Here is a 22603-nt window from a genome sequence, read left to right on the forward strand (position 1 = left end):
CGAGCGCATCCCCCCATCAGAACCCCCGTGCGTCCGTTCCTCACCGGACGGGATGCACGTGTCAGACCGAGAATGGAGTCCATGTGCAAGCCCAAAGGCCGGGAGTGTGGGCGCTCCTGAACAAGTGGCTCGCCGCGCGCAGGGCGCGCGAGGAGCGTCAGGCCGTGCGGGAGGCCGAGGAGCGCGAGGTGGAGGAGACCCGGCGTCAGGCGCGGGAGGAAGCCGAGGCCGAACCCGTCGCCACCGACAAGGAACTGCTGCGCACCGTCAGCGACGTCGCCTGGCGCATGCTGCTCATCGGTGTCGTGGCCGGTCTGCTGATCTACGCGCTGGTGTACCTGTCCGTGGTCACCCTCCCGGTGATCCTCGCCGTGTTCATCACCGCCCTGCTCATGCCGCTGGCCAACTGGCTGCGCCGTAAGGGGCTGGGCCGGGGGTCGTCGACGACGATCTCCATCTTCGTGGCGCTCATCGTCTTCGGCGGTGTCCTCACGATGATCATCATGCCCGCGGCCCAGGGGTCGGAGGCCCTGGTCGAGAGCATCACCGACGGCATCGAGGAACTCCAGAACCTGCAACTGCCGTTCGGGCTGAGCGCCGAAGTGTTCGACTTCGACGATGCCCTCGCCGACGCCACCCGGCAGATCACCGCCCTGATCGAGGAGAACAGCAGCCAGCTCATCAGCGGCGCCTGGACCGCGGGCGCCGCGGTGCTGTCGATCCTGATCGGCATCGTCCTGATCATCGCCCTGACCGTGTACTTCGTGCACTCCGGCGACCTGCTCACGGAGTGGCTGCTCACGCTGCTGCCGTGGCGCTCCCGCCCCGGTCTGAAGCACGCCGGGCACGTCGCCTACAAGGTGATGGGCAACTACGTGCGCGGTGTGGCGGCGGTCGGGGCCATCGACGCCATCGGCATCGGCATCGCCCTGGTGCTCATCCTCGACCTCAACCTGGCGATCCCGCTGATCGTGCTGACCTTCGTCGGCGCGTTCCTGCCCATCATCGGCGCGTTCCTCAGCGGCCTCATCGCCGTCCTGGTGACGTTCGTGACCGTGGACGAGTGGTACTGGGCACTCGTCGTGCTCGGCGCGGTCATCCTGGTGCAGCAGTTGGAGAGCAACGTCTTCGCGCCGCTCATCTACGGCCAGGCGCTGGAGCTGCCCTCGCCGATCGTGCTCATCGCGATCTCCATCGGCGCCGTCGTCGGCGGCATCCCCGGCATGTTCCTGGCCACCCCGGTGGCCGCGGTGCTCGCCGCCCTGCTGCGCGACCGCCCCCCGGCCCCGCCGGAGGAGAACGCCGGCGGGGAGGTCACCGGCCGGCCCGATCATCCGGATCCGAAGAAGCGGGTGGTCGTCGTGTCCTCGGCCCCCTCCTCGGGCGAGCCCTCGCCCAAGGTCTCCGAGAACGAGGGTCGCGAGAAGGGACCCACCGACGACTGAGGTCGGGAATGTTCGGCGCCCCCGTCCCCGTTGACCGGACGGGGGCGCCGTCGTCCGTCCGCGCCGTGACGGACGAAATCCTTGGCGGTATCCCCGACCACTGCCGTTAGGCTGGGTCGGTCGGCCCCGTCGCCGCCCGCCCCTTTCGCCCGCACACCGCCGCGACCGCGCGGAGGACCGGTGCGCCGGGCCGTCTCCCGCCGTCTCCACCTCGTAGGAAGCCCCATCATGCTGATCGCCACCGACCTCGAACTGCGCGTCGGTCCCCGTCTCCTGTTGGAGCCGACCACTTTTCGCGTCGCCGCAGGGGACCGCATCGGCCTGGTGGGACGCAACGGCGCGGGCAAGACCACGATGACCAAGGTGCTGGCGGGGGAGGGCCTGCCGACCGGCGGCACGGTCACCTCCACCGGGAGCATCGGCTACCTGCCGCAGGACCCGCGCACCGGTGACCTTGAGGTGCTGGCCCGCGACCGCATCCTGTCGGCCCGCGGCATCGACGAGGCCCTGCGCGGGATGCGCGAGGCCGAGAAGAAGATGACCAGCACCGACACCAAGACCCGCAACAAGGGTGTGCGCGCCTATTCCCGCTGGGAGGAGCGCCTGCACGTGCTCGGCGGCTACGCCGCGGAGTCCGAGGCCGCCGCGATCTCCTCCAGCCTGGGCCTTCCCGACAAGGTGCTCGGCCAGCCGCTGCGCACCCTCTCCGGTGGCCAGCGACGCCGTATCGAGCTGGCGCGCATCCTGTTCAGCGGCGCCGACACCCTGCTGCTGGACGAGCCCACCAACCACCTGGACGCCGACTCCATCGTCTGGCTGCGCGACTTCCTCAAGTCCCACCAGGGCGGTCTCATCGTGATCAGCCACGACGTGGAACTGGTCGACCAGGTGGTGAACAAGGTCTTCTACCTGGACGCCAACCGCAGCGTCATCGACATCTACAACATGGGCTGGAAGCAGTACCAGGCCCAGCGCGAGGCCGACGAGCGCCGCCGTAAACGCGAACTCGCCAACGCCGAGAAGCAGGCCGACACCCTGCGCAAGCAGGCCGACCGGTTCCGTTCCAAGGCGACCAAGGCGCGCGCCGCCCAGCAGATGCTCAACCGCGCCGACCGCATCATGGGCGGCGTCGCGGGGGTGCGCCAGTCCGACCGCGTCGCCAAGCTGCGCTTCCCCGACCCCGCGCCGAGCGGCCGCACCCCGCTCATGGCCGAGGGGCTGTCCAAGTCCTACGGGTCGCTGGAGATCTTCACCGGTGTGGACCTGGCCATCGACCGGGGGAGCCGCGTGGTCATCCTGGGTCTCAACGGCGCGGGCAAGACCACCCTGTTGCGGTTGCTCGCCGGCGTCGAGAAGCCCGACACCGGGGCGGTCGTCCCCGGGCACGGGCTCAAGATGGGCTATTACGCCCAGGAGCACGAGACCCTCGACGTGGACCGCACCGTCCTGGCGAACATGATGAGCGCCGCCCCGGACCTGCCGGAGGTCGAGGCGCGGCGCACGCTGGGCTCGTTCCTGTTCACCGGCGACGACGTCGACAAGCCGGCCGGGGTCCTCTCCGGTGGCGAGAAGACCCGTCTGGCCCTGGCGACCCTGGTGGTCTCCAGCGCCAACGTGCTGCTCCTGGACGAGCCGACCAACAACCTGGACCCGGCCAGCCGGGAGGAGATCCTGGCTGCGTTGCGCAACTACAAGGGCGCGATCGTGCTGGTCACCCACGACGAGGGCGCGGTGGAGGCGCTCCAGCCGGAGCGGGTCATCCTGTTGCCGGACGGGGTCGAGGACGTGTGGAACCCCGAGTTCGAGGACCTCATCGCGCTCGCCTGAGGTGCCGACCGAGGCCTCCCGGCGGTCCGGGACGCGGGGGTGGACGCCCGGAACATCCGGGAGGTTCACCCCTTCTCTTTTCGGTCGTGTTTTGCGGCGTGCCGAAAACGGGGGGCCGGTCGGCGCGCCCGGCGTGGCGGCCGGTCAATGTGGCGGTACGGGATCACCATGTCCCATCATGAGGATCCCCGACCGTCGACCCCTGGAGGAATGGACCTGTGAACAACGCGCTGAGAAAGGGCACGCGGGTGGCCGGTGAGGACCGTTCCGAGCTCGCCGTTCGGCTCAAGGGCCGCTACGACGCCGGGGAGAGCATCCGGCAGCTGGCCGCCGCCACCGGCCGTTCGTACGGCTTCGTGCACCGTCTCCTCCTGGAAGCGGGCGTGGAACTGCGCGGTCGGGGCGGGGCGACACGCAAGGCCTGAACCGCGCACCTGGGTTACCCGTGAGTAATATTCGGGGTGACACGGCACACCCACGGAAGGAACCCCCATGGCACAGGCGTCGAGCGGAGCCGCCGAGCGGCCCACCGAGGACGAACTCTCCCGGGCCGGGCTCGAACTGAAGGTGGACGGGCACGTCGCCCGCATCACCATCAGCCGCCCCGAGCGTCGCAACGCGATGACCGGGCGTACGTGGAAGACCCTGGCCCACATCGGCCAGACCCTGCCCGAGGATGTCCGAATCGTGGTGCTCGCCGGCAAGGGTGACATCTTCTCGGCCGGGATCGACCTCGGCATGTTCACCCCCGAAGGCGTCGACGGCGAACGCTCCCTCGTCGCGGGCATCCTCGACGGCAGCGCCGACGCGGACGACGTCGAGGCCTACATCGCCGAACTCCAGGCCGGCTTCCTGTGGTTGCGCAGGCCCGAGATCGTCAGCATCGCCGCCGTGCGGGGGCACGCGATCGGGGCCGGCTTCCAGCTGGCACTGGCCTGCGACCTCCGGATCCTCGCCGAGGACGCCAAGTTCACCATGAAGGAACCCGCTCTGGGCCTGGTCCCCGACCTCACCGGCACCAAGCCGCTGGTCGACATCGTCGGCGTCAACCGCGCCGTCGAGATCTGCCTGACCGCCCGCCGGGTCGAGGCAGCCGAAGCGCGCGAACTCGGACTGGCCGAGCTCGTCGTCCCGGTCGAGGAACTCGACGGCGCCGTCGACGACGTCATCGCGGCCCTGCTCGCGACCAACCCCGAGGCCGCCGTGGCCACCAAGGCCCTGCTCCAGCAGGCCGCGGGCAACACGCTCGAACAGCAGGCCCGTGCCGAGCGCGAGGCCCAGGTCGGTCGGCTGACCTCCCTGGCCAAGGCCATGGGCGCCGGGGGCTGAGACCCGGCCCCGTTCGGGGGAAGGGGGTGGGGGAGACCCGGATCACCGGTGAAAAACCCCCATCCCGTCCCCACCCCGGGGCGATCTCTAGTACTCTGCTGCAAGCGGTCGTTCGCAATGCCGCGCGCATCAGGGCGCGCCGAGACCGCTCAAGACGCGGATCTCGTGCGCCGATCACGTCGGCGCCACTCTTCCCGAAGAGATATAGAGCCCCACGAAGAATGTCGGGGCCCACATCCGCGTGTGATCAGGCGCGTTTGTGTGATTTCTTCGCCGGGACCGCTAGGCCGTCCGTGTGGAGCCTTCCTCGAAACGCCGCCAACCGATGAGGAAGGTACACGTCACCTTGACGGACACTGCCGTAACGCCTGCCTTCGACACCCTCGGGCTTCCCCAGGACATCGTCGATGAGCTGGCCAAGAACGGTGTGACCACCCCGTTCCCGATCCAGGCCGCCACGATCCCCGACGCCATCGACGGACGCGACGTCCTCGGCTGCGGTCGCACCGGATCGGGCAAGACCCTGGCCTTCGGCCTGCCGATCCTGGTCCGCGCCGCCGAACAGCGCGCCGGGGCCAACCGGCCCCGGGCCCTGATCCTCGTGCCCACCCGTGAACTCGCCCACCAGGTCCGCGACGCCCTGCGCCTCTACGCCCGCATCGTGGGCGTGCGCGTCGGCGACGTCGTCGGCGGCAGCTCCTACACCCGCCAGATCAACGAGCTGCGTCGCGGTGTCGACGTCCTCGTCGCCACCCCCGGTCGCCTCAGCGACCTCATCGACCAGGGCGCCTGCGACCTGGGCGACGTGCGGATCTCGGTGCTGGACGAGGCCGACCAGATGTGCGACATGGGCTTCATGCCGCAGGTCAGCGAACTCCTCGACCAGGTGCACCCCGAGGGTCAGACCCTGCTGTTCTCGGCCACGCTCGACGGCGACGTCGACACGCTGGTGCGCAAGTACATGAAGGACCCGCGCACCCACTCCGTGGACCCGCCGGTCTCCCAGGTCACCACCATGGAGCACCACCTGCTCAAGGTGCTGCCCCGGGACAAGAACAAGATCATCACCCAGATCGCCGCGCGCGAGGGACGCACCATCCTGTTCGTGCGCAGCAAGTACCGTGCCGACACGATCAGCGAGCAGCTGGCCGAGGCCGGTGTCCCCTGCGCCTCCCTGCACGGCGGCAAGACCCAGAGCGTGCGCACCCGCACCCTGGCCAGTTTCCGTGAGGGGCGCATCCAGGCCCTGGTCGCCACCGACGTCGCCGCGCGCGGCATCCACGTCGACGGCATCGACCTGGTCGTCAACGTCGACCTGCCCACCGGGCACAAGGACTACCTGCACCGGGGCGGCCGCACCGCCCGCGCCGGTTCCTCCGGCTCCGTCGTGTCCCTGGTGGCGCCCAACCAGCGCCGCCTGGCCCGGCGTCTGCTCAGCGACGCCGGTGTCGACGCCCAGCAGCACCTGGTCAACCCCGGTGACGAACTGCTCACCGAGGTGACCGGCGCCCGCGAGCCCTCCTGGGAGCCGTGGATCGAGCCGCCGGAGCCGGTGCGCGAGCGTCGCGGCCGTGGCGGCCCCCGTGGTGGCGGCGGCTACCGCGGCGGTTACCGGGGTGACCGCGAAGGCGGTTACCGTGGCGGCGAGCGCCGTGAGGGCGGTTACCGTGGCGGTGACCGCGATGGTGGTTTCCGTGGTGGCGACCGTCCCCGTGGTGAGGGTGGCGGCTACCGGGGTGACCGCGATGGTGGTTTCCGTGGCGGTGAGCGCCGTGAGGGCGGTTTCCGTGGCGGCGACCGTCCCCGTGGTGAGGGTGGCGGCTACCGGGGTGACCGCGAAGGCGGTTACCGTGGCGGTGACCGTCCCCGTGGTGAGGGTGGCGGCGGTTACCGTGGCGGCGAGCGCCGTGAGGGCGGTTACCGTGGCGGTGACCGTGATGGTGGTTTCCGTGGTGGCGACCGTCCCCGTGGTGAGGGTGGCGGCGGTTACCGTGGCGGCGAGCGCCGTGAGGGCGGTTTCCGCGGTGGTGACCGTGATGGTGGTTTCCGTGGTGGCGACCGTCCCCGTGGTGAGGGTGGCGGCGGTTACCGTGGCGGCGAGCGCCGTGGCGGCTACCGCGACGACTCCCGTGGCGGCCCCCGCGGTGGCGGCCACCGCGGCGCCGACCGCGACCCGGCACGCCAGTACTGAGTCCGATCCCTCGGACACGACCCGGGCCCGGCAGGTTTCGACCTGCCGGGCCCGGGCCCTTCACCGGGGGTACCCACTCCTCTCGGACGAAACGGTTCAGTCCAGGTCGCTGCCGCGCGTCTCCCGTGACACCGTCACGGCCACCAGCGTGATGACCCCCATCGCCGCCACGTACACCGAGATGGGCAGACTCGTCCCGAACGCCGCCAGCAGGGCCGTCGCGATCAGCGGGGCCAGCCCGCCCGCCACGATCGACGCCAACTGGTAGCCCACCGACGCGCCCGAGTAGCGCGTTCGCGTGCTGAACAGCTCGGAGAAGAACGCCGCCTGCGGACCGTACATGGCGCCGTGCAGTACCAGGCCCACCGTCGCGGCCAGCGTCATCGACCAGAATCCGCCGGTGTCGATCAACGGGAAGAACGCGAAGCTCCACAGCGCGACCCCGACCGCGCCGATCGCCGTCACGGGGCGCCGCCCCCACCGGTCCGACAACGCGCCCCACAGCGGAATGGTGAGCAGGTGCACCGCCGAGGCGATGAGCACCGCGTTGAGCACCGGGCCGTTGGACATCTGCGCCTGTTGCGTCGCGTACACCAGGATGAACGCGGTGACGACGTAGTAGGAGACGTTCTCGGCCATCCGCACGCCCATCGCGATGAGGGCCTCGCGCCAGTGATCGCGCAGCACGCCGATGATGGGGGCCTGTTCACGGACGCCCGAGGCCTCGGCGCGGGCCCGCGCCTCCTGGAACACCGGAGACTCGCTCACCGCCAGACGCACCCACAGGCCGACGAGGACCAGCACCCCCGACAGCAGGAACGGGATGCGCCAGCCCCAGTCCAGGAAGGTCTCGTCGGGCATGGTCACGGCGAGGACCGCCAGCACGGCGGTGGCCAGCAGGTTGCCGCCCGGGGCGCCCGCCTGCGGCCAGGACGCCCAGAACCCGCGATGTTCCGGCTTGCCGTGTTCGGCCACGAGCAGGACCGCGCCGCCCCACTCGCCGCCCAGGGCGAACCCCTGGACGACCCGTAGCAGGGTCAGCAGCAGCGGTGCGGCCACGCCGATGGCGGCGTAGGTCGGCAGCAGGCCGATCGCGAACGTCGCGCCGCCCATCAGCAGCAGGCTCACGACCAGCAGTCGCTTGCGGCCGATCCGGTCGCCGAAGTGACCGAAGACCAGACCGCCCAAGGGTCGGGCGACGAACCCGACGGCGTAGGTGGTGAACGCCAACATGGTGCCCACCAGCGGATCGGACTCGGGGAAGAAGATCCGGTTGAAGACGAGGGCGGCGGCGGAGCCGTAGAGGAAGAAGTCGTACCACTCGATGGTGGTTCCCACCAGGCCGGCGGTCACCACGCGGACGAAGGGCGTCCGCTCCTCGGTGGTCGTGGGATCAGGGTTGGTCGCGCTCATGTCCGGAACGGTAGAGAGCCCGCCGGGAGGTGACCATGGTCACCTTCACCATAGGTGGTCCGCCCCGTATGGGTTATCACCCACAGTGGCGCATCTGTTACCTTTCTTTGCCGCCTTTTCGCGTGTCCTCCCCCGTGGTCGGGGTCTCCTCCGTGGACAGTGGCGCGAACGGCCCCCATCGGTTCGACCACCCCCACCCTCGTGGAAAGGGAACGCTTGAACGCCCTCAACGACGCCATCATCGCCGTCAACGACGTCTTCTGGAGCTATTTCCTCATACCTCTCCTGGTGATCCTCGCCCTCTACTTCACGGTGAGATCCGGAGCGGTCCAGATACGTCTGCTCCCGGAGATGTTCCGTGTTCTGCGCGGCAGCCCGGGGCTGGCCCCTGACGGGGGCAGGGAGATCTCCCCCTTCCAGGCCTTCGCGATCTCCGCCGCCTCCCGGGTCGGCACCGGCAACATCGTCGGTGTGGCCACGGCCATCATGCTCGGCGGCCCCGGCGCGATCTTCTGGATGTGGGCGATGGCGTGCGTCCTGGGCGCCGCCGCGTTCGTCGAGTCCACCCTCGCCCAGCTGTACAAGGTGCGCACCGAGACCGGGTTCCGGGGCGGGCCCGCCTACTACATGCTCTACGGGCTGCGGGCGCGGTGGATGGGGGTCCTCTTCGCGGTCATCATCACCGTCACCTTCAGCCTGGTGTTCAACTCGGTGCAGGCCAACAGCATCGCCGGCGCCATCTCCACCTCCGCCGACACCGTGGGCACGCCCGGGGGATGGGTGCTGAACGTGATCGTCGGCGTGCTGCTGGTCGCGCTGACCGCCGTGGTCATCTTCGGCGGCGTGCGCCGTATCGCCACCGTCGCCCAGGCACTGGTGCCGCTGATGGCCATCCTCTACATCCTGCTCGGCACCGCCGTCGTCATCCTCAACGTCGGCGAACTGCCCCGGGTGATCGGCGACATCTTCGCCGGGGCCTTCGGCGTGCGCGAGTTCGTCTCCGGCGGTGTGGGACTGGCGATCCTCCAGGGCATGCGCCGCGGCATGTTCTCCAACGAGGCCGGCCTGGGGTCGGCGCCCAACGCCGGTGCCACCGCGTCCGTCTCCCACCCCGCCAAGCAGGGACTGGTGCAGGCCCTGGGTGTGTACTTCGACACCTGGGTGGTGTGCTCGGTGACCGCCTTCATCGTGCTGGTGTCCCGTCCCGAGTACGGGGAGATGACCGGGGTGCAGGTCACCCAGGTGGCGTTGCAGGGCTCTCTGGGCGAATGGTCCCTCCACGCCCTCACGGTCATCCTGTTCCTGCTGGCCTACACCTCGATCCTGGGTAACTACTACTACGGCGAGTCCAACATCCGGTTCCTGGACGGCGATCCGCGGCACATGACCTACTTCCGCTACGCGGTGCTGGCGGCGGTCTTCCTGGGCAGCGTCGCCCCGCTCACCGTCGTGTGGAACCTCGCCGACATCTCCATGGGCGTCATGGCGACCGTCAACCTGTTGGCGCTGGCACCGTTGTCGGCGATCGCCTTCCGGTTGCTGGCCGACTACAGTAGGCAGCTCCGCAACGGTCTCGACCCGCAGTTCACCCTCTCGAAGATGCCCGATCTGAAGGGGGTCCAGTGCTGGGGCGAGCCCGGTGGCGCCCTGCCCGAGAACGTGGACCGCAGCACCGGGACGGCCCCGTCCGACCCGGCCGAGGCCCTGGCGGAGCACGATGAGCCGCCGTTCCCCGGAGACGAGGATCCCAACGGGGGCCGCCGCGAGGACTGACCGGACCCGGTCCTGCGGACGCCGCCCGCGCCGTAGGGACCCGACCCCGCCACGAACCGCTCCCGCCCCGTGACACGGCCCCGGAGGTCCCTTCCTCCGAGCCGCGATGACGAGGGCGGGGGCGGGTGTCGGAGGGCGTCGTCCACAGGCGCGGTTCCGGCTGGTCCAGGACGAAAACCGTTGTCGGTACTATGCACGGAGACCCACCCGACCCATCACGGAGTACCACCGTGTCCGATCGGACCACACCTTCGCACAACCCTGGCCCCGAGTCCTCTCTCGGCGACTCGCTCGCCCAGGGCTGGGACGACCGGGCCGACGTCCTGCCCCCCGACGACTGGGGGCGTCGACGGAAGGGACGGCGCACCGGAACGGTCTGGCTGTTCGCGGTGATCATCACCGCGATGGCCGTCGGCAACGCCTGGCTCTCCGACCAGCTCACCGGTCCGGCGTTCCTGACCTGGGCGACCATCTTCACCGCGATCTGCTTCCAGGCACTGCCCTTCCTCGTCTTCGGAGTGGCGTTGTCGGCGGCGCTCACCGCGTTCGTGCCGACCTCGGCCTACCAGCGGTTCATCCCCAGCAAGCCGAGCCGGGCGGTACCGGTCGCCGGACTGTCCGGAGCGCTGCTGCCCGGGTGCGAGTGCGCCTCGGTGCCCATCGCCGGGAGCCTGATCAGAGGCGGGGTCGCCCCCGCCGCCGCGCTCACCTTCCTGCTGGCGGCGCCCGCCATCAATCCGGTCGTCATGATCGCCACCGCGGTGGCCTTCGCCGGACAACCGGAGATGGTCCTGGCCCGGTTCGTCGCCTCCCTGCTGGCGGCCGTGGTCATCGGTTGGGTCTGGGTGCGCTTCGGCCGTGCCGACTGGTTGCGGCTGCCCTCCCGCCCGTCCGCACCGGGGGCGTCCAAGTGGCGGGTCTTCCGCGAGTCGATGCTGCACGACATGATGCACGCCGGCGGTTACCTGGTCGTCGGCGGACTGGCCGCCGCCACCATCAACGTCATGGTCCCCCGCGAATGGCTGTTGACCGTGGCCGGGATGCCGGTGGTGTCGGTGCTCGTGCTCGCGCTGCTGGCGATCCTGCTGTCGATCTGTTCCGAGGCCGACGCCTTCGTCGCGCTCAGCTTCACCGACTTCTCACCCACCGCCAAGCTCGCGTTCATGGTCGTCGGTCCCATCGTCGACCTCAAACTCATCGCCATGCAGGCGGGCGTGTTCGGCTGGCGGTTCGTGGTGCGCTTCGTCCCCCTGTGCCTGGTCGTCGGACTGGCCGCCACGTTCCTGATCGGAGCTCTGATCCTGTGAACCGCATCGCCCAAGGACTCACCCTCGTGCTGCTGGGCGCGGCGGCGCTCACCGCGACCGTGCCCACCAACCTCTACCTCAACTGGGTCAAGCCCGGCTTCCAGCCGTTCCTCATCGCCGGAGGGCTGGTCATGCTGGTGCTGGGGGTGGTGGTCATCGTCGCCGAGCTGCGGGGTGAGGCCCGCGAGGCGGAGGAGGAGCACGACCACGCGCACGCCGAGGCCGACGCCACCGCCGGCGACCTCGGTGCGTACGGGGACGGCCACGGCGGCCACGGACATGATCACTCGCGGGCGCCGCGGGTGGCCTGGCTGCTCCTGCTCCCGGTCTTCGCCGTGTTCGTGGTGGCCCCACCCGCGCTCGGTTCCTACACCGTGCAGAACAGCGCGTCCGAGTCCTCCGGGCCACCGCCGGAGGACCGCCGCTCGGGGCGGTTCGACGACGGTCTGGAGGAGTCCGGGCCGAACGAGGTCGTGGCCATGGACATCCGCCAGTTCGTCATGCGGGCCTGGGTCGACGAGGACCGTCTGCTGGCCGGGCGCACCGTGGAGCTCACCGGGTTCGCCGTCCCCGCCGCCGAGGGGGAGGGCTGGTACCTGGCCCGTCTCCAGCTGGCCTGCTGCGCCGCCGACGCGGTCGTCAACAAGGTGCTCATCACCGGTGTGCCCGCCCCCGAGACGGACACCTGGTGGACCGTCCAGGGGACCTGGGTCGAACCCGAGGGCGAACTGTTCGACGTCAACGAGCACCGGCTCAGCGTCATCGACATGGAAGAGGTGACCGACCCGCCGGACCCCTACGAGTAGCACACCGGCCTCGTCGGACCCCGGGGTTCTCCGGAGAACGCCCAGGCCACGGCGTGCCTTCCGCTACGCCACACCGGTTCGGATTCGGCGATTCACGATCGACCCGGGTGACAATGGGCGGGTGTCGGACAGCAGCGGTCGCCTCAGACGGATGTGGAACCGCGCGCGTCCCCGGTCCCTCCGGGGGAGGGTCACCGCGGGGGCGATGGTCGTGCTCGTGCTGGTGGTCGCCACCGTCCTGATCACGTCCATCCTCGTACTGCGCGACCTCATCGTCACCCAGGCCCGCGACCGAACGGCCACGGCCGCCCGCCACATCGCCGATCAGATCACCGACGAACGCTTCCCCGGCGACATCCCGGCGACCGAGCCCATCCCGCGCCTCCAGATCGTCGACTGGTACTCCGGAGAGGTGCTCGCCGCCAGCGACGCGCTGCGCGGCCTGCCGGCGCTGTCCCGCGACCACCCCGCGGGCGGTGACTTCCGCCTCGACACCACCACCTGCGCGGATTTCGTGGGGGAGAGCCCCGACGACTGCTACCTGGTGGTCGGGTACTCCATGGCCGATTCCGCCTATGGCGACGTCGTGGTGCTGGCGGCGTCACCCCCGCCCCACATCCTGACCAGCGGCACCCTGGAGGCGGTGATGTTCGGGACCTCCGTCGCGCTGCTCTCCTTCACCGGTTTCGTCATCTGGTTCGGCGTCGGTCGCGCCCTGCGCCCCGTGGAGACGATCAGCCACGAGATGGAGCAGATCTCGGTCACCGACCTGCACCGCCGACTCCGGGTCCCCCGCACCCACGACGAGATCGCCCATCTGGCGCGTACCGCCAACGCCAGCCTCGACCGCCTGGAAGAGGCCGTCACCCGGCAGCGGAGGTTCATCTCCGACGCCTCCCACGAACTGCGCAACCCCATCGCCGGGATGCGTGCCAAACTGGAGGTCGAGCTCTCCGACCCCGAGCCCGACCCCCGGGCCCGTGAGCGTCTGCTCACCGGCCTGCTCACGGACACCGAGCGCCTGGAGAACATCGTCGCGGACCTGCTCGAACTCGCCCGGCTGGACAGCGACGTCGCGGCCGTGCGTCAACGCGTCGACCTCTCCGATCTCGTCGGCAAGGAGTTCGGTGACCGCAACGAGGTCGTCGACCTGCACGTCCACGCACAGCGCGCGGCCCCGGTGCGCGTGGATCGGCTGCGGATGACCCGGGTGCTGACCAATCTGGTCGCCAACGCCGAGCGGCACGCCCACTCGCGGATCGACATCGTCGTGGATCGCGACGGGGAGGACGCGGTGGTGGAGGTGCACGACGACGGGTCGGGCATCCCCGAGGCCGATCGCGAGCGCGTCTTCGAACGGTTCGCCCGATTGCGCGAATCGCGCGAACTCGATCCGGGGGGCAGCGGTCTGGGTCTGCCCATCTCCCGGGAGATCGTGCGGGCCTACGGGGGCACGCTCATCGCCGGTCACAGTGATCTGCTCGGCGGCGCCCTGTTCGTTCTTCGGATCCCCGCCGACCCCGAAGCGAAGGGCTGATGCCCCGACACGAGGGAACGACCTCCTCGTGCGAGGTGTCGCAGGACCGCCGGACCGGAGACTTCCGGACCGGGTTCGTCGGGGCTCCGGAGGGCTCGCCGTCCGGCTGCTCCTTCAGGCGCCGGTCTGCGTCCGCGGCGTCGTCGACGGTCATCCCCGACAGGGTGCCCTTCCCGTGTTCGGAGCGGGTCCGACCGGCCCGTACCGTGCCGGGGCCGTCCTGGTGAACGAACGGGGAAGGTGGGCGCGGGCGGCGGTCGTGGCGGTGTGGGCCGCGGTGCTGATCGCCGCCCTGGTGTACGGGCCCGACCCCGCGCGGGTGCGGGCCTGGATCGAGGCGGCCGGGCCGGCCGCCCCCGTCGCCTACCTGGTCCTGTACGTGATCGCGGTGTTCGCGCTGGTGCCCCGGCCCGCGCTGAACCTCGCCGCGGGGCTGCTCTTCGGACTCGGCGCGGGGATGCCGTTGGCCCTGACGGGAGGGGTGGGTGCGGCGCTGGCCCAGTTCGCCGTCGCCCGCTACGCGGCCGGGGGAACGGTGGCCCGTCTGCTGCCCGAGGGCGTGCGGTCGCGGTTGGACGCGGTGGCCGAACGGCACGCGTTCGTCGCGGTGCTGCAACTGCGACTGCTGCCGATCGTCCCGTACCAGGCGGTCAACTACGGGTGTGGTCTCACCCGGATGCGGGTCGCGCCCTTCGCCCTGGGCACGTTCGCGGGCGGTGTCCCGGCGACCGGCGCGATGGTGCTGCTGGGAGCCGGGGGGACGGACCTGGGGTTGCCGGTCGCGGTGGCCGGGGCCGTACTGGCGGCCCTGCCGGCCCTGCTGTGGTGGGTCCGCTCCCGCCGGCGCGCCGGCGGACGGCGGGCGGAGGGGGAGTGATCCCCCCGCTCGCCGTGTCGGGTCAGGACCCGCCGCCGCCGAAGATCGCCACCTCGTCGGGGGAGGGGCGTTCCATCTCGAACGGCAGGATCTCTCCGCCGTCGCTGTCGGTGACCATGGGCTCCTGGAGGACCTCGGGCTTCTCGCCGGTGTGATGCTGCACCACCATGACGCCGCCGTAACCGCTGTGGTCGGTCTCGGTGGCGGCGAAGGGCACCAGCCCCGGTCCGGTCCACTCCCTCGAACCGAGGGTCTCGATCAGGCCCGAACGGGTCAGGTCCGGACCCGTCTCCATGAGGACCTGCGCGAGCAGGACGGCCTGCACCATGCCGTAGACGGTGGTGTCGGTGAACGGGGTGTCGGCGTTGTACTCCTCGTGGATCTCCAGGAAGAACTCGGTCCACGGATCGTCGCGCTGAGCCGCCATCGGCAGGAACGCGGTGACGATGAGACCGTCCAGGAACACCTCCGGCGGGACGTCCTCGGCCGCCGTGCCCTCGGAGTACTCCTGGATGAGCCCGGTGACGATCTCCACGTCGCCGCCGAAGCTGGGGGCGATCCACTGCGGCGTGTAGCCGATCGCGGTCGCCTCCAGGATGGCCATCCCCAGGAACGCGGGGATGCAGTGGCACACCACGACGTCGGCGTTCTGCTTCTTGAGCGAGGCCACCTGGCCGGCGAGTTCGGGGACCCCGGGGTCGTAGGACTCCCAGGTGACGATCTCGTCGGTGAGGTACTGCTCCAGCCCGGCCTGGGAGGAGGGGCCGACGTCGTCGTTCTGGTAGAGGAGGCCGACCTTGTCGTCGGGGAAGTTCTCGGCGATGAACCTCCCCTGGATCTTGGCCTCCTTGGAGTAGTCCACCTGGAAGCCGTAGCTGTACGGGTAGACGTCCGGCTGGTCCCAGGACAGGGCGCCGGAGGAGACGAAGAGGTCGGGCACGCCGGCCTCGTTGATCTCGTCGATGACGGCCTCGTGGGTGGGGGTGCCCAGGCCGCCGAGCATCGCGAAGATCTCCTGATCGTGGATCAGGCTGCGGGTCACCTCGACGGTCTGGGCCGGATCGAAGCCGTCGTCCTGGACCTGGTATTCGATCCGACGCCCGTGGATGCCGCCGTTGTCGTTGATGTAGTTGAACACGGCCCTGGCACCGGTGGACACGTGCCGGAAGCCGGGGGAGGCGGGCCCGGTGAGCGGCTGGTGCGTGCCGATGACGATGGCATCGTCGGTGACCCCCCGGACGTCGGCGGCTCGTTCCTCCGCCGCCTGATCCGTGTCTCCTCCGTTGGAGCAGGATGTGACGAGTACCGCGACGGCCAGTGCCGAGGCGATCGATCTCAGTGGTCGCATGGTGCTGTCCTGGACTTCGTTGTGACCTTCACGGAGCGGGCGCGAACGGCCCGGTGGGGGTAGGGGGCCGTGACCGGACAGGGCATCGAAAAGAAACCTACTGGCCGGTACGTTACTAGCGAGTAAACACCATGCGTGCGACCCGCACCAGCGGGAGGGGTGCAAAATGTTGCGCATGGTGTTCGAGTGAACTCGTGATGTTGTCACTGTCCACAGTCGGTCACCGGATGAACGACGGGGCTCCAGTGCCTGAAAGTCATCGAACGAAAGCTCTTCGTGTTCACCGGGGGCGTCGCGTGGCGTCTCCGAGGTCTTCGCCTCGGAGGGCGGGCCGGCCGTGCCGGGTCGGCCGTTGGCGTCGTTCTTCCATGAAGACGTGACACGGGAAACTCCCGTGAAAAATATCAGCGTTATAAAATTGCCATGAGCAAAAACAAAGAAGAATGTCCTCTCCGCTTTTGGTCATCCTGGGTGGCAGTCGTCCCGATGCATCGGAGGCAGCATGGACAGGATCGCCATCGTCGGCATGGCCTGCCGTTACCCGGACGCCGATACCCCGGACGAGCTCTGGGAGAACGTCCTGGCCGGGCGCCGCTCGTTTCGTCGCATCCCACCCGAACGGCTCTCCCTCGCGGATTACCGGTCCGCGGATCCGACGGATTCCGATCGATTCCATTCCGACAAGGCGGCCCTGCTGCGCGGATTCGATTTCGACCGGGCCGCCTACCGGGTGGCGGGCAGCACTTTCCGTTCCACGGACATGACCCATTGGCTCGCCTTGGACACCGCGGCCCGTGCCCTGGCGGACGCCGGGTTCCCCGAGGGGCGAGGACTGCCGCGGGGCACCACCGGAGTCGTTCTGGGCAACAGCCTCACCGGTGAGTTCTCCCGGGCCAACTCCCTCCGTCTGCGCTGGCCCTATGTCCGCCGGACCCTGGCCGAGGTCCTGCGCCGACGGGGCTGGGACGACGACGAGACGGCCCGTCTGCTGACCGAGGCGGAGGAGGCCTACAAGGCGCCCTTCCCCGAGATGGACGAGGACACCCTGGCCGGTGGACTGTCCAACACCATCGCCGGAAGGGTGTGCAACCACTTCGACCTCCGCGGTGGCGGCCATACCGTCGACGGTGCCTGTGCCTCCTCCCTGCTGTCGGTCGTCACCGCCGCCCGGGCACTGACCGACGGAGACCTGGACGTGGCCCTCGTCGGGGGGGTCGACCTGTCCCTGGACCCCTTCGAACTGGTGGGCTTCGCCCGCACCGGAGCCCTGGCCACCGGCGACATGCGCGTCTACGACCGCGACTCCAATGGTTTCTGGCCGGGGGAGGGCTCGGGCGTCCTCGTGTTGATGCGCGAGGAGGACGCGCTCGCCGCCGACGCCCGTGTCTACGCCCTCATCACCGGTTGGGCGATCTCCTCCGACGGGGCCGGGGGTATCACCCGGCCGGAGGAGGAGGGCCATCGCGTCGCCCTGGAACGCGCCTACGCGCGGGCCGGATACCCCCCGGCCACGGTCGGTTACTTCGAAGGTCACGGCACGGGCACCGCGCTCGGCGACGCCACGGAGATCGCCGCCCTGTCCGCGGCGCGCGGCCCGGGAGCCCCGGCCGCCCTGGGCAGCGTCAAGGCCAACATCGGCCACACGAAGGCGGCCGCCGGTGTCGCCGGGCTCATCAAGGCGGCCCTGGCCGTTCACCACCGGGTCGTCCCACCCGGTACCGCCCAGCACACCCCGCATCCCCTGCTCACCGTGGAGGGCGCCCGCCTGCGCGTGCCCGTCCGGGCCGAACCCTGGCCTCAAGGGCGTCCGCTGCGCGCCGGTGTCTCCGCCATGGGGTTCGGCGGTATCAACACCCACATCGCGCTCCAGGCCGCCGACCCGGTCGAAGACCCCGCCCCGATCGCCCCCGACGCCCGGACCCGCGCCCTGGTGGCGGGCCGCCAGGATGCCGAACTGCTCCTCGCGGACGCCCCGGACCGGGCCGCCCTGCGCACCCGACTCACCGCCTGGGCCGACCTTCTCCCGCACCTCTCCTACGCGGAGTTCACCGATCTGGCCGCCGAGGCCGCCGACGGGCTCGGCGGCGGTCCGGTGCGCTGCGCCGTCGTCGCCACCGAGCCGCACGCGGCCGCGCGCGCCGTGACGGCACTGATCTCCCGGATCGACGCAGGCGAGGAGGAGGTCGTCTCCCCCGGGGAGGGCGTCTTCCTCTCCCAACGGACCGGGCCGCCCCGGATCACCTTCCTGATGCCGGGTCAGGGATCGGGCGACGGGAGCCTGGGGGCCCTGCGCCGTCGGTTCCCGAGCGTCGAGGACACGCTGGACGTGGCCCGGCTGCCCGAGGGGGACCCGGTCGCCACGGAGATCGCCCAGCCCAGGATCGTCGCCGGCTCCATGGCGGCCCTGGGGCTGATGGAGGACCTCGGGGTGACCGCCCGGGCGGCGGTCGGCCACAGCCTGGGCGAACTCACCGCCCTGTACTGGGCGGGTGCCATGGACGCCGAGAGCCTGTCGGCCCTGGCCCGCGCGCGCGGGCGGATCATGGCGGAGACCGCGAGGTCCGGCGGCGCCATGCTCCACGTCGCCGCGGACACCGAACACGTGGCCCGCCTCCTGACCGACGAACCGGAGTCCGAAGCCGTGGTCGCCGCGCACAACGGACCCGGGCAGACCGTGGTCTCGGGCACCGCCGCCGCCATCGGACGCGTACGGGACCGGGCCCGCGCCCGCGGCCTGGACGTCGCCCCCCTCCGGGTCTCCCACGCCTTCCACTCCCCCCTGGTCGCCCCGGCCGTTCCCGGACTGCGGAGCGTGCTCGACGGGATCCCCTTCACCCCACCGACGCGTCGCGTGGTCTCCACCGTGGTCGGTACCGATCTCCGACCGGACGCCTCGCTCCCGGACCTGCTGTCCGAGCAGGTGACCCGCCCGGTCCTGTTCGGTGAGGCCGTCGCGCGTATCGCGCCGGACACCGACCTCTTCCTGGAGGTCGGTCCGGGACGGGTGCTGGCCCGGACGGCGGAGCGGATCGCCCCCGACGTCCCCGCCCTGACGGTGGACACCGACGCCCCCACGCTGTCGCCCACGTTGAAGGCCCTGGGCGCGGCCTTCGCCCTCGGCGCCCCGCTGGCCGTCCGTCGGCTCTTCGAGGGCCGCCTGATCCGTCCTCTCCGCGAGTCCCGCGATTTCCTCGTCAACCCTTGTGAGACGGTGGCCGACAGCCCGCTGGGGCGCACCTCCCCGTCCCGGACCCCCGAACCCGCGCCGGCCCTCGACGTTTCCGAGGCGGAGAATGTCGATACCCTCCTGTTGCTCCGTCGGCAGGTCGCGGCCCGGGTCGAACTGCCACTGGAGACCGTCACCGCGCACACCCGGCCGTTGGACGAACTCCACCTGAGTTCCATCACCGTCGGCCAGATCGCCAACGAGGTGGCCCGCATGCTGGGCCGGCCCCCGCTGGAGGCGACCAGCGGTCACGCCACCTCCAGCCTCGCGGACCTGGCCGCCGTCATCGACGCCTCGACGGGGGAGGGCGACGATCCGGGAGCCACGTCCGAAGCGGCCGGCGTCGGACCCTGGGTCCGGGCCTTCCGGCTCGGACGGCGAACCGCACCCGACCCCGCCCCCGTCCGTGTCCCCCGGTCCACCACCACGGCCCACTGGTCGTCGTACGCGCCCGGCGGGCACCGGATCGCCGAGACCCTGCGCGCGGCGTTGGCCGGGGCCGGCGTGGGGGAGGGCGTCCTCTTGGTCCCCGACCCCGCCCACCCGGCCGCCTCGCTGGCGGCGGCCCAGGAGGCGGCCGGTCGTGGAGTCCGGTTGGTCGTGGTCCAACCCGGGCCGATCGTCTCCGGTCTGGCCCGCACCCTGCACCTGGAGGCACGGGTGCCGGTCACGGTCATCGAAGCCGATACGGACGGGACCGATTCCGGCGCACACGATCGCCTGACGGGGACGGTGCTCGCCGACACGGTCGCCACCACCGCCTACACCGAGGTCCGCTACGCGGAGGAGGGGCGCACCGTCCCCGATCTGGTCCCCCTCCTCCCCGGACGGGAACGCCCCGAGGCCGATCCTCCCCTCGGCTTCGACGACGTGGTCCTGGTCACCGGAGGAGGGAAGGGCATCACCGCGGAGTGCGCGCGTGACCTGGCTCTCCGCCATGGGGTCGGTCTGCTCCTGCTCGGGCGTTCGGACCCCGCGGCCGATCCCGAGCTGGCCGCGAACCTGGAGCGGATGGCCGCCGCCGGTGTCCGCCACCGCTACGAACGCGCGGACGTGACCGACCCCGATCAGGTCCGCGCCGCGGTCGAACGCGCCGCCGCGTTCGGTACCGTCACGGCCCTGTTGCACGGTGCCGGACGCAACGAGCCCGCCCCGATCGGCTCGCTCACCCCCGAGGACCTGGCCGCCGCCTCGGCGCCCAAGGTCGACGGGTTGCGGGCGGCGCTCGCGGCGATCGACCCCGACCGGCTCCGTCTCCTGGTCACCTTCGGCAGCGTCATCGGACGGGTGGGGCTGCGCGGAGAGGCCCACTACGCCGCCGCCAACGACCGGATGAGCGCCCTGGCCGAGGAGTACGGACGTCTCCATCCGCGCACCAGGGTCCTGGCGATCGAGTGGTCGGTGTGGTCCGGTTCCGGTATGGGCGAGCGCATGGGGGTCGTCGAATCCCTCGCCCGTGAAGGGGTGACACCGATTTCCGTCGACGAGGGGTTGGAGGTGTTGCGCGACCTGCTCTCCGACACCTCCGCCGGACCGGTCATCGTGGTCTGCGGACGGCTGGGCGCCCCACCGACCCTGCCCGCCCCGGCCGCCCTTCCCCTGGGACGCTTCCTGGAGCGGATCCTGGTCCACCACCCCGGCACCGAACTGGTCACCGAAACGGAGTCGTCCACCGCGACCGACCCCTATCTGGACGATCACCGGCTCGACGGCGACGCGCTGGTGCCCGCGGTCATCGGCATGGAGGCCATGGCCCAGGTCGGAGCGGCGATCGGCGGACACACCGGTGTCCCCGTCTTCGAGGACATGGAGTTCCTGCGGCCGATCGTCGTGTCCGCCTCCGGAAGATGTGTGATCCGTGTGGCCGCCCTGGTCCGTGACACCCGCACGGTGGACGTGGTCGTGCGCAGCGAGGATACGGGCTTCGCCGTCGACCACTTCCGGTCGGTCCTGCGGTGGTCCCCGGCCGATCGCCCCGAGCGGGGGCCCCTGGTGCCCGGTACCGACGCACCACGGGTCCGTATCGACCCCGGCGCGGAACTCTACGGCTCCCTGCTCTTCCAGGGGAAGCGGTTCCAACGGTTGTCGGCCTATCGCCGCGTGAGCGCGCGGCACACCGTGGCCGAGGTCTCCGGAGGCACCGGTGTCCCGTGGTTCGCCCCTTACCTGCCGCAGGACCTGGTCCTGGCGGACCCCGGGGTCCGCGACACCGCGATGCACGCGCTCCAGAGCGGCGTGCCCGACGCGGTCCTTCTGCCCGAGCGGGTCGATCGCCTCCTGCCCGCCCGGACCGACGACGAGGGCCCGTTCCTGCTGGCGGCGTCGGAACGGTCCAGGGACGGGGACGCGCACGTCTACGACGTGGAGCTGTCGGACCCGGAGGGCCGGGTCGTCGAACGGTGGGAGGGTCTGCGCCTGAAGGCGGTGCGCGTCCGCGGCGGTGCCGGCCCCTGGCCCGCGCCGCTGCTCGGCCCGCACATGGAACGATGCGCCTCCCGGTTCCTGGGGGAAGGGGTGTCGATCGCCGTCGAGCCCGACGCCGGCCCCGACCGAGGGGAGGCGACCGCCGCGGCCCTGCGACGTTGTCTCGATCGACCCGTGCGCGTGCGCCACCGGCCGGACGGTCGGCCCGAGGTCGACGGAGCGCACGTCTCCGTCTCCCACGGAGCCGGAGTGACCCTGGCCGTGGCCGCGGACGCACCCGTGGGCTGCGACATCGAGGAGGTGGTCGGGCGGGACCGCACCGCCCGGGCCGACCTGCTCGGCCCCGACGCCCTGGCCGTGGCCGACCTGCTGGTGACCGAGACGGGTGAGGACGCGGACACGTCGGCCACCCGCCTCTGGGCGGCCCTGGAATGTCTGCGCAAACTCGGAACCGCGACGCGTGCCGTGGTTCTGGACCGCGTCCATCCCGACGGATGGGTCGTGTTCACCTCGGGTGCGACCGAGATCGCCACCGGTGTCACCACCCTGGCGGGTCGCGCGGACCCCGTGGTGGTCGCCGTCGGCCGTGTCCCCGAAGTCCCCTCGCCGAAGGAGTCGAACCCGTGACCGACCACTACGAGATGCGGCACATCGTCAGCCTTGAGGAGACCAACCTGGTCGGCAACGTGTACTACGCGCACTATCTGCGCTGGCAGGGGCGCTGCCGGGAGATGTTCCTGCGCGACCACGCCCCTTCCGTGCTGGACGATCTCCGGGGTGACCTCAAGCTCTTCACGCTCCGCGTCGATTGCGACTTCCTGGCCGAGACCACCGCCTTCGACGTCCTGTCGGTCCGTATGCGTCTGGAGGAGCTGACCCAGACGCAGATCGGTTTCTCCTTCGACTACGTGCGGGTGAACGGGGCCGTGGAGACCCCCGTGGCCCGGGGGAACCAGCGGGTGGTGTGCATGCGCGGTCACGGTGACGCGGTCGTCCCGGTCCGGGTGCCCGAGGTCCTGCGGGCCGCCCTGGCGCCCTTCGCCCCGGCTCGGGTGGTGGTCTGATGGTGGACCTGCGCACGGTCATGGCGCGCTTTCCCA

14 protein-coding genes are annotated in these 22603 nt (G+C 70.8%); 12 read left to right on the forward strand and 2 right to left on the reverse strand.

Annotated features, from left to right (window positions below; translation table 11 throughout):
* Positions 1-83: 83 nt before the first annotated feature.
* The 5 genes from PWG71_RS17555 to PWG71_RS17575 all read left to right on the forward strand — a co-directional run bounded on the left by PWG71_RS17555 (position 84) and on the right by PWG71_RS17575 (position 6792).
* Positions 84-1445: an AI-2E family transporter gene (locus PWG71_RS17555; protein WP_274810849.1), complete on the forward strand. Its 1362-nt coding sequence runs from the start codon at positions 84-86 to the stop codon at positions 1443-1445.
* A 228-nt stretch (positions 1446-1673) separates the two neighbouring features.
* Positions 1674-3272: an ABC-F family ATP-binding cassette domain-containing protein gene (locus PWG71_RS17560; protein ID WP_274810850.1), complete on the forward strand. Its 1599-nt coding sequence runs from the start codon at positions 1674-1676 to the stop codon at positions 3270-3272.
* A 218-nt stretch (positions 3273-3490) separates the two neighbouring features.
* Positions 3491-3697, forward strand: a complete 207-nt coding sequence (locus tag PWG71_RS17565; RefSeq protein WP_274810851.1) for a helix-turn-helix domain-containing protein — start codon at positions 3491-3493, stop codon at positions 3695-3697.
* 67 nt (positions 3698-3764) lie between these two features.
* A complete protein-coding gene (locus PWG71_RS17570; RefSeq protein WP_274810852.1) occupies positions 3765-4601 on the forward strand; it encodes an enoyl-CoA hydratase/isomerase family protein in 837 nt (278 codons plus the stop codon).
* 325 nt (positions 4602-4926) lie between these two features.
* The gene (locus PWG71_RS17575) at positions 4927-6792 is read left to right on the forward strand and encodes a DEAD/DEAH box helicase (RefSeq protein ID WP_274810853.1); all 1866 of its coding nucleotides are present in this window, start codon (positions 4927-4929) and stop codon (positions 6790-6792) included.
* Positions 6793-6888: 96 nt separating this feature from the next.
* Here the strand turns inward: PWG71_RS17575 and PWG71_RS17580 are convergent, their stop codons facing one another.
* Positions 6889-8205, reverse strand: a complete 1317-nt coding sequence (locus PWG71_RS17580) for an MFS transporter (RefSeq protein ID WP_274810855.1) — start codon at positions 8203-8205, stop codon at positions 6889-6891.
* Between the two features lie 216 nt (positions 8206-8421).
* On the opposite strand from PWG71_RS17580, the gene PWG71_RS17585 reads away from it, so the two are divergent.
* From PWG71_RS17585 to PWG71_RS17605, 5 genes are all read left to right on the forward strand, one after another.
* Complete coding sequence (locus tag PWG71_RS17585) at positions 8422-9978, forward strand: alanine/glycine:cation symporter family protein (protein ID WP_274810857.1); 1557 nt, start codon at positions 8422-8424, stop codon at positions 9976-9978.
* Positions 9979-10208: 230 nt separating this feature from the next.
* A complete protein-coding gene (locus PWG71_RS17590; RefSeq protein ID WP_274810859.1) occupies positions 10209-11285 on the forward strand; it encodes a permease in 1077 nt (358 codons plus the stop codon).
* Positions 11282-12091 carry a TIGR03943 family putative permease subunit gene (locus PWG71_RS17595; RefSeq protein ID WP_274810861.1) on the forward strand — a complete coding sequence of 270 codons (810 nt, stop codon included), beginning with the start codon at positions 11282-11284 and terminating at the stop codon, positions 12089-12091. The genes PWG71_RS17590 and PWG71_RS17595 overlap by 4 nt, the downstream gene beginning before the upstream one ends.
* 151 nt (positions 12092-12242) lie before the next feature.
* The gene (locus PWG71_RS17600) at positions 12243-13628 is read left to right on the forward strand and encodes a sensor histidine kinase (protein ID WP_274811051.1); all 1386 of its coding nucleotides are present in this window, start codon (positions 12243-12245) and stop codon (positions 13626-13628) included.
* 220 nt (positions 13629-13848) lie between these two features.
* Positions 13849-14505 carry a TVP38/TMEM64 family protein gene (locus PWG71_RS17605; RefSeq protein WP_274811052.1) on the forward strand — a complete coding sequence of 219 codons (657 nt, stop codon included), beginning with the start codon at positions 13849-13851 and terminating at the stop codon, positions 14503-14505.
* Positions 14506-14527: 22 nt separating this feature from the next.
* Here the strand turns inward: PWG71_RS17605 and PWG71_RS17610 are convergent, their stop codons facing one another.
* Positions 14528-15853 (reverse strand): ABC transporter substrate-binding protein, encoded by a 1326-nt coding sequence (locus PWG71_RS17610; RefSeq protein WP_274810862.1) that lies wholly within the window; start codon positions 15851-15853, stop codon positions 14528-14530.
* A 502-nt stretch (positions 15854-16355) separates the two neighbouring features.
* Here PWG71_RS17610 and PWG71_RS17615 point away from each other — a divergent pair.
* Together PWG71_RS17615 and PWG71_RS17620 are read left to right on the forward strand one after the other, a co-directional pair.
* The gene (locus PWG71_RS17615; RefSeq protein WP_274810863.1) at positions 16356-22130 is read left to right on the forward strand and encodes a type I polyketide synthase; all 5775 of its coding nucleotides are present in this window, start codon (positions 16356-16358) and stop codon (positions 22128-22130) included.
* Positions 22127-22567 (forward strand): acyl-CoA thioesterase, encoded by a 441-nt coding sequence (locus PWG71_RS17620; RefSeq protein ID WP_274810864.1) that lies wholly within the window; start codon positions 22127-22129, stop codon positions 22565-22567. Before PWG71_RS17615 ends, PWG71_RS17620 begins: the two co-directional genes overlap by 4 nt.
* Positions 22568-22603: the final 36 nt, after the last annotated feature.

Origin of the sequence: Nocardiopsis sp. N85 (assembly GCF_028882275.1) — a bacterium.
Taxonomy (GTDB): Bacteria; Actinomycetota; Actinomycetes; order Streptosporangiales; family Streptosporangiaceae; genus Nocardiopsis; species Nocardiopsis lambiniae.

What these genes read in the sequence shown, in the direction of transcription:
- PWG71_RS17560 (WP_274810850.1), top strand. Translation starts at nt 1,674, where the DNA reads ATGCTGATCGCCACCGACCTCGAACTGCGCGTCGGTCCCCGTCTCCTG.
- PWG71_RS17570 (WP_274810852.1), top strand. Translation starts at nt 3,765, where the DNA reads ATGGCACAGGCGTCGAGCGGAGCCGCCGAGCGGCCCACCGAGGACGAA.
- PWG71_RS17575 (WP_274810853.1), top strand. Translation starts at nt 4,927, where the DNA reads ATGAGGAAGGTACACGTCACCTTGACGGACACTGCCGTAACGCCTGCC.
- PWG71_RS17580 (WP_274810855.1), bottom strand. Translation starts at nt 8,205, where the DNA reads ATGAGCGCGACCAACCCTGATCCCACGACCACCGAGGAGCGGACGCCC.
- PWG71_RS17600 (WP_274811051.1), top strand. Translation starts at nt 12,243, where the DNA reads ATGTGGAACCGCGCGCGTCCCCGGTCCCTCCGGGGGAGGGTCACCGCG.
- PWG71_RS17610 (WP_274810862.1), bottom strand. Translation starts at nt 15,853, where the DNA reads ATGCGACCACTGAGATCGATCGCCTCGGCACTGGCCGTCGCGGTACTC.
- PWG71_RS17615 (WP_274810863.1), top strand. Translation starts at nt 16,356, where the DNA reads ATGGACAGGATCGCCATCGTCGGCATGGCCTGCCGTTACCCGGACGCC.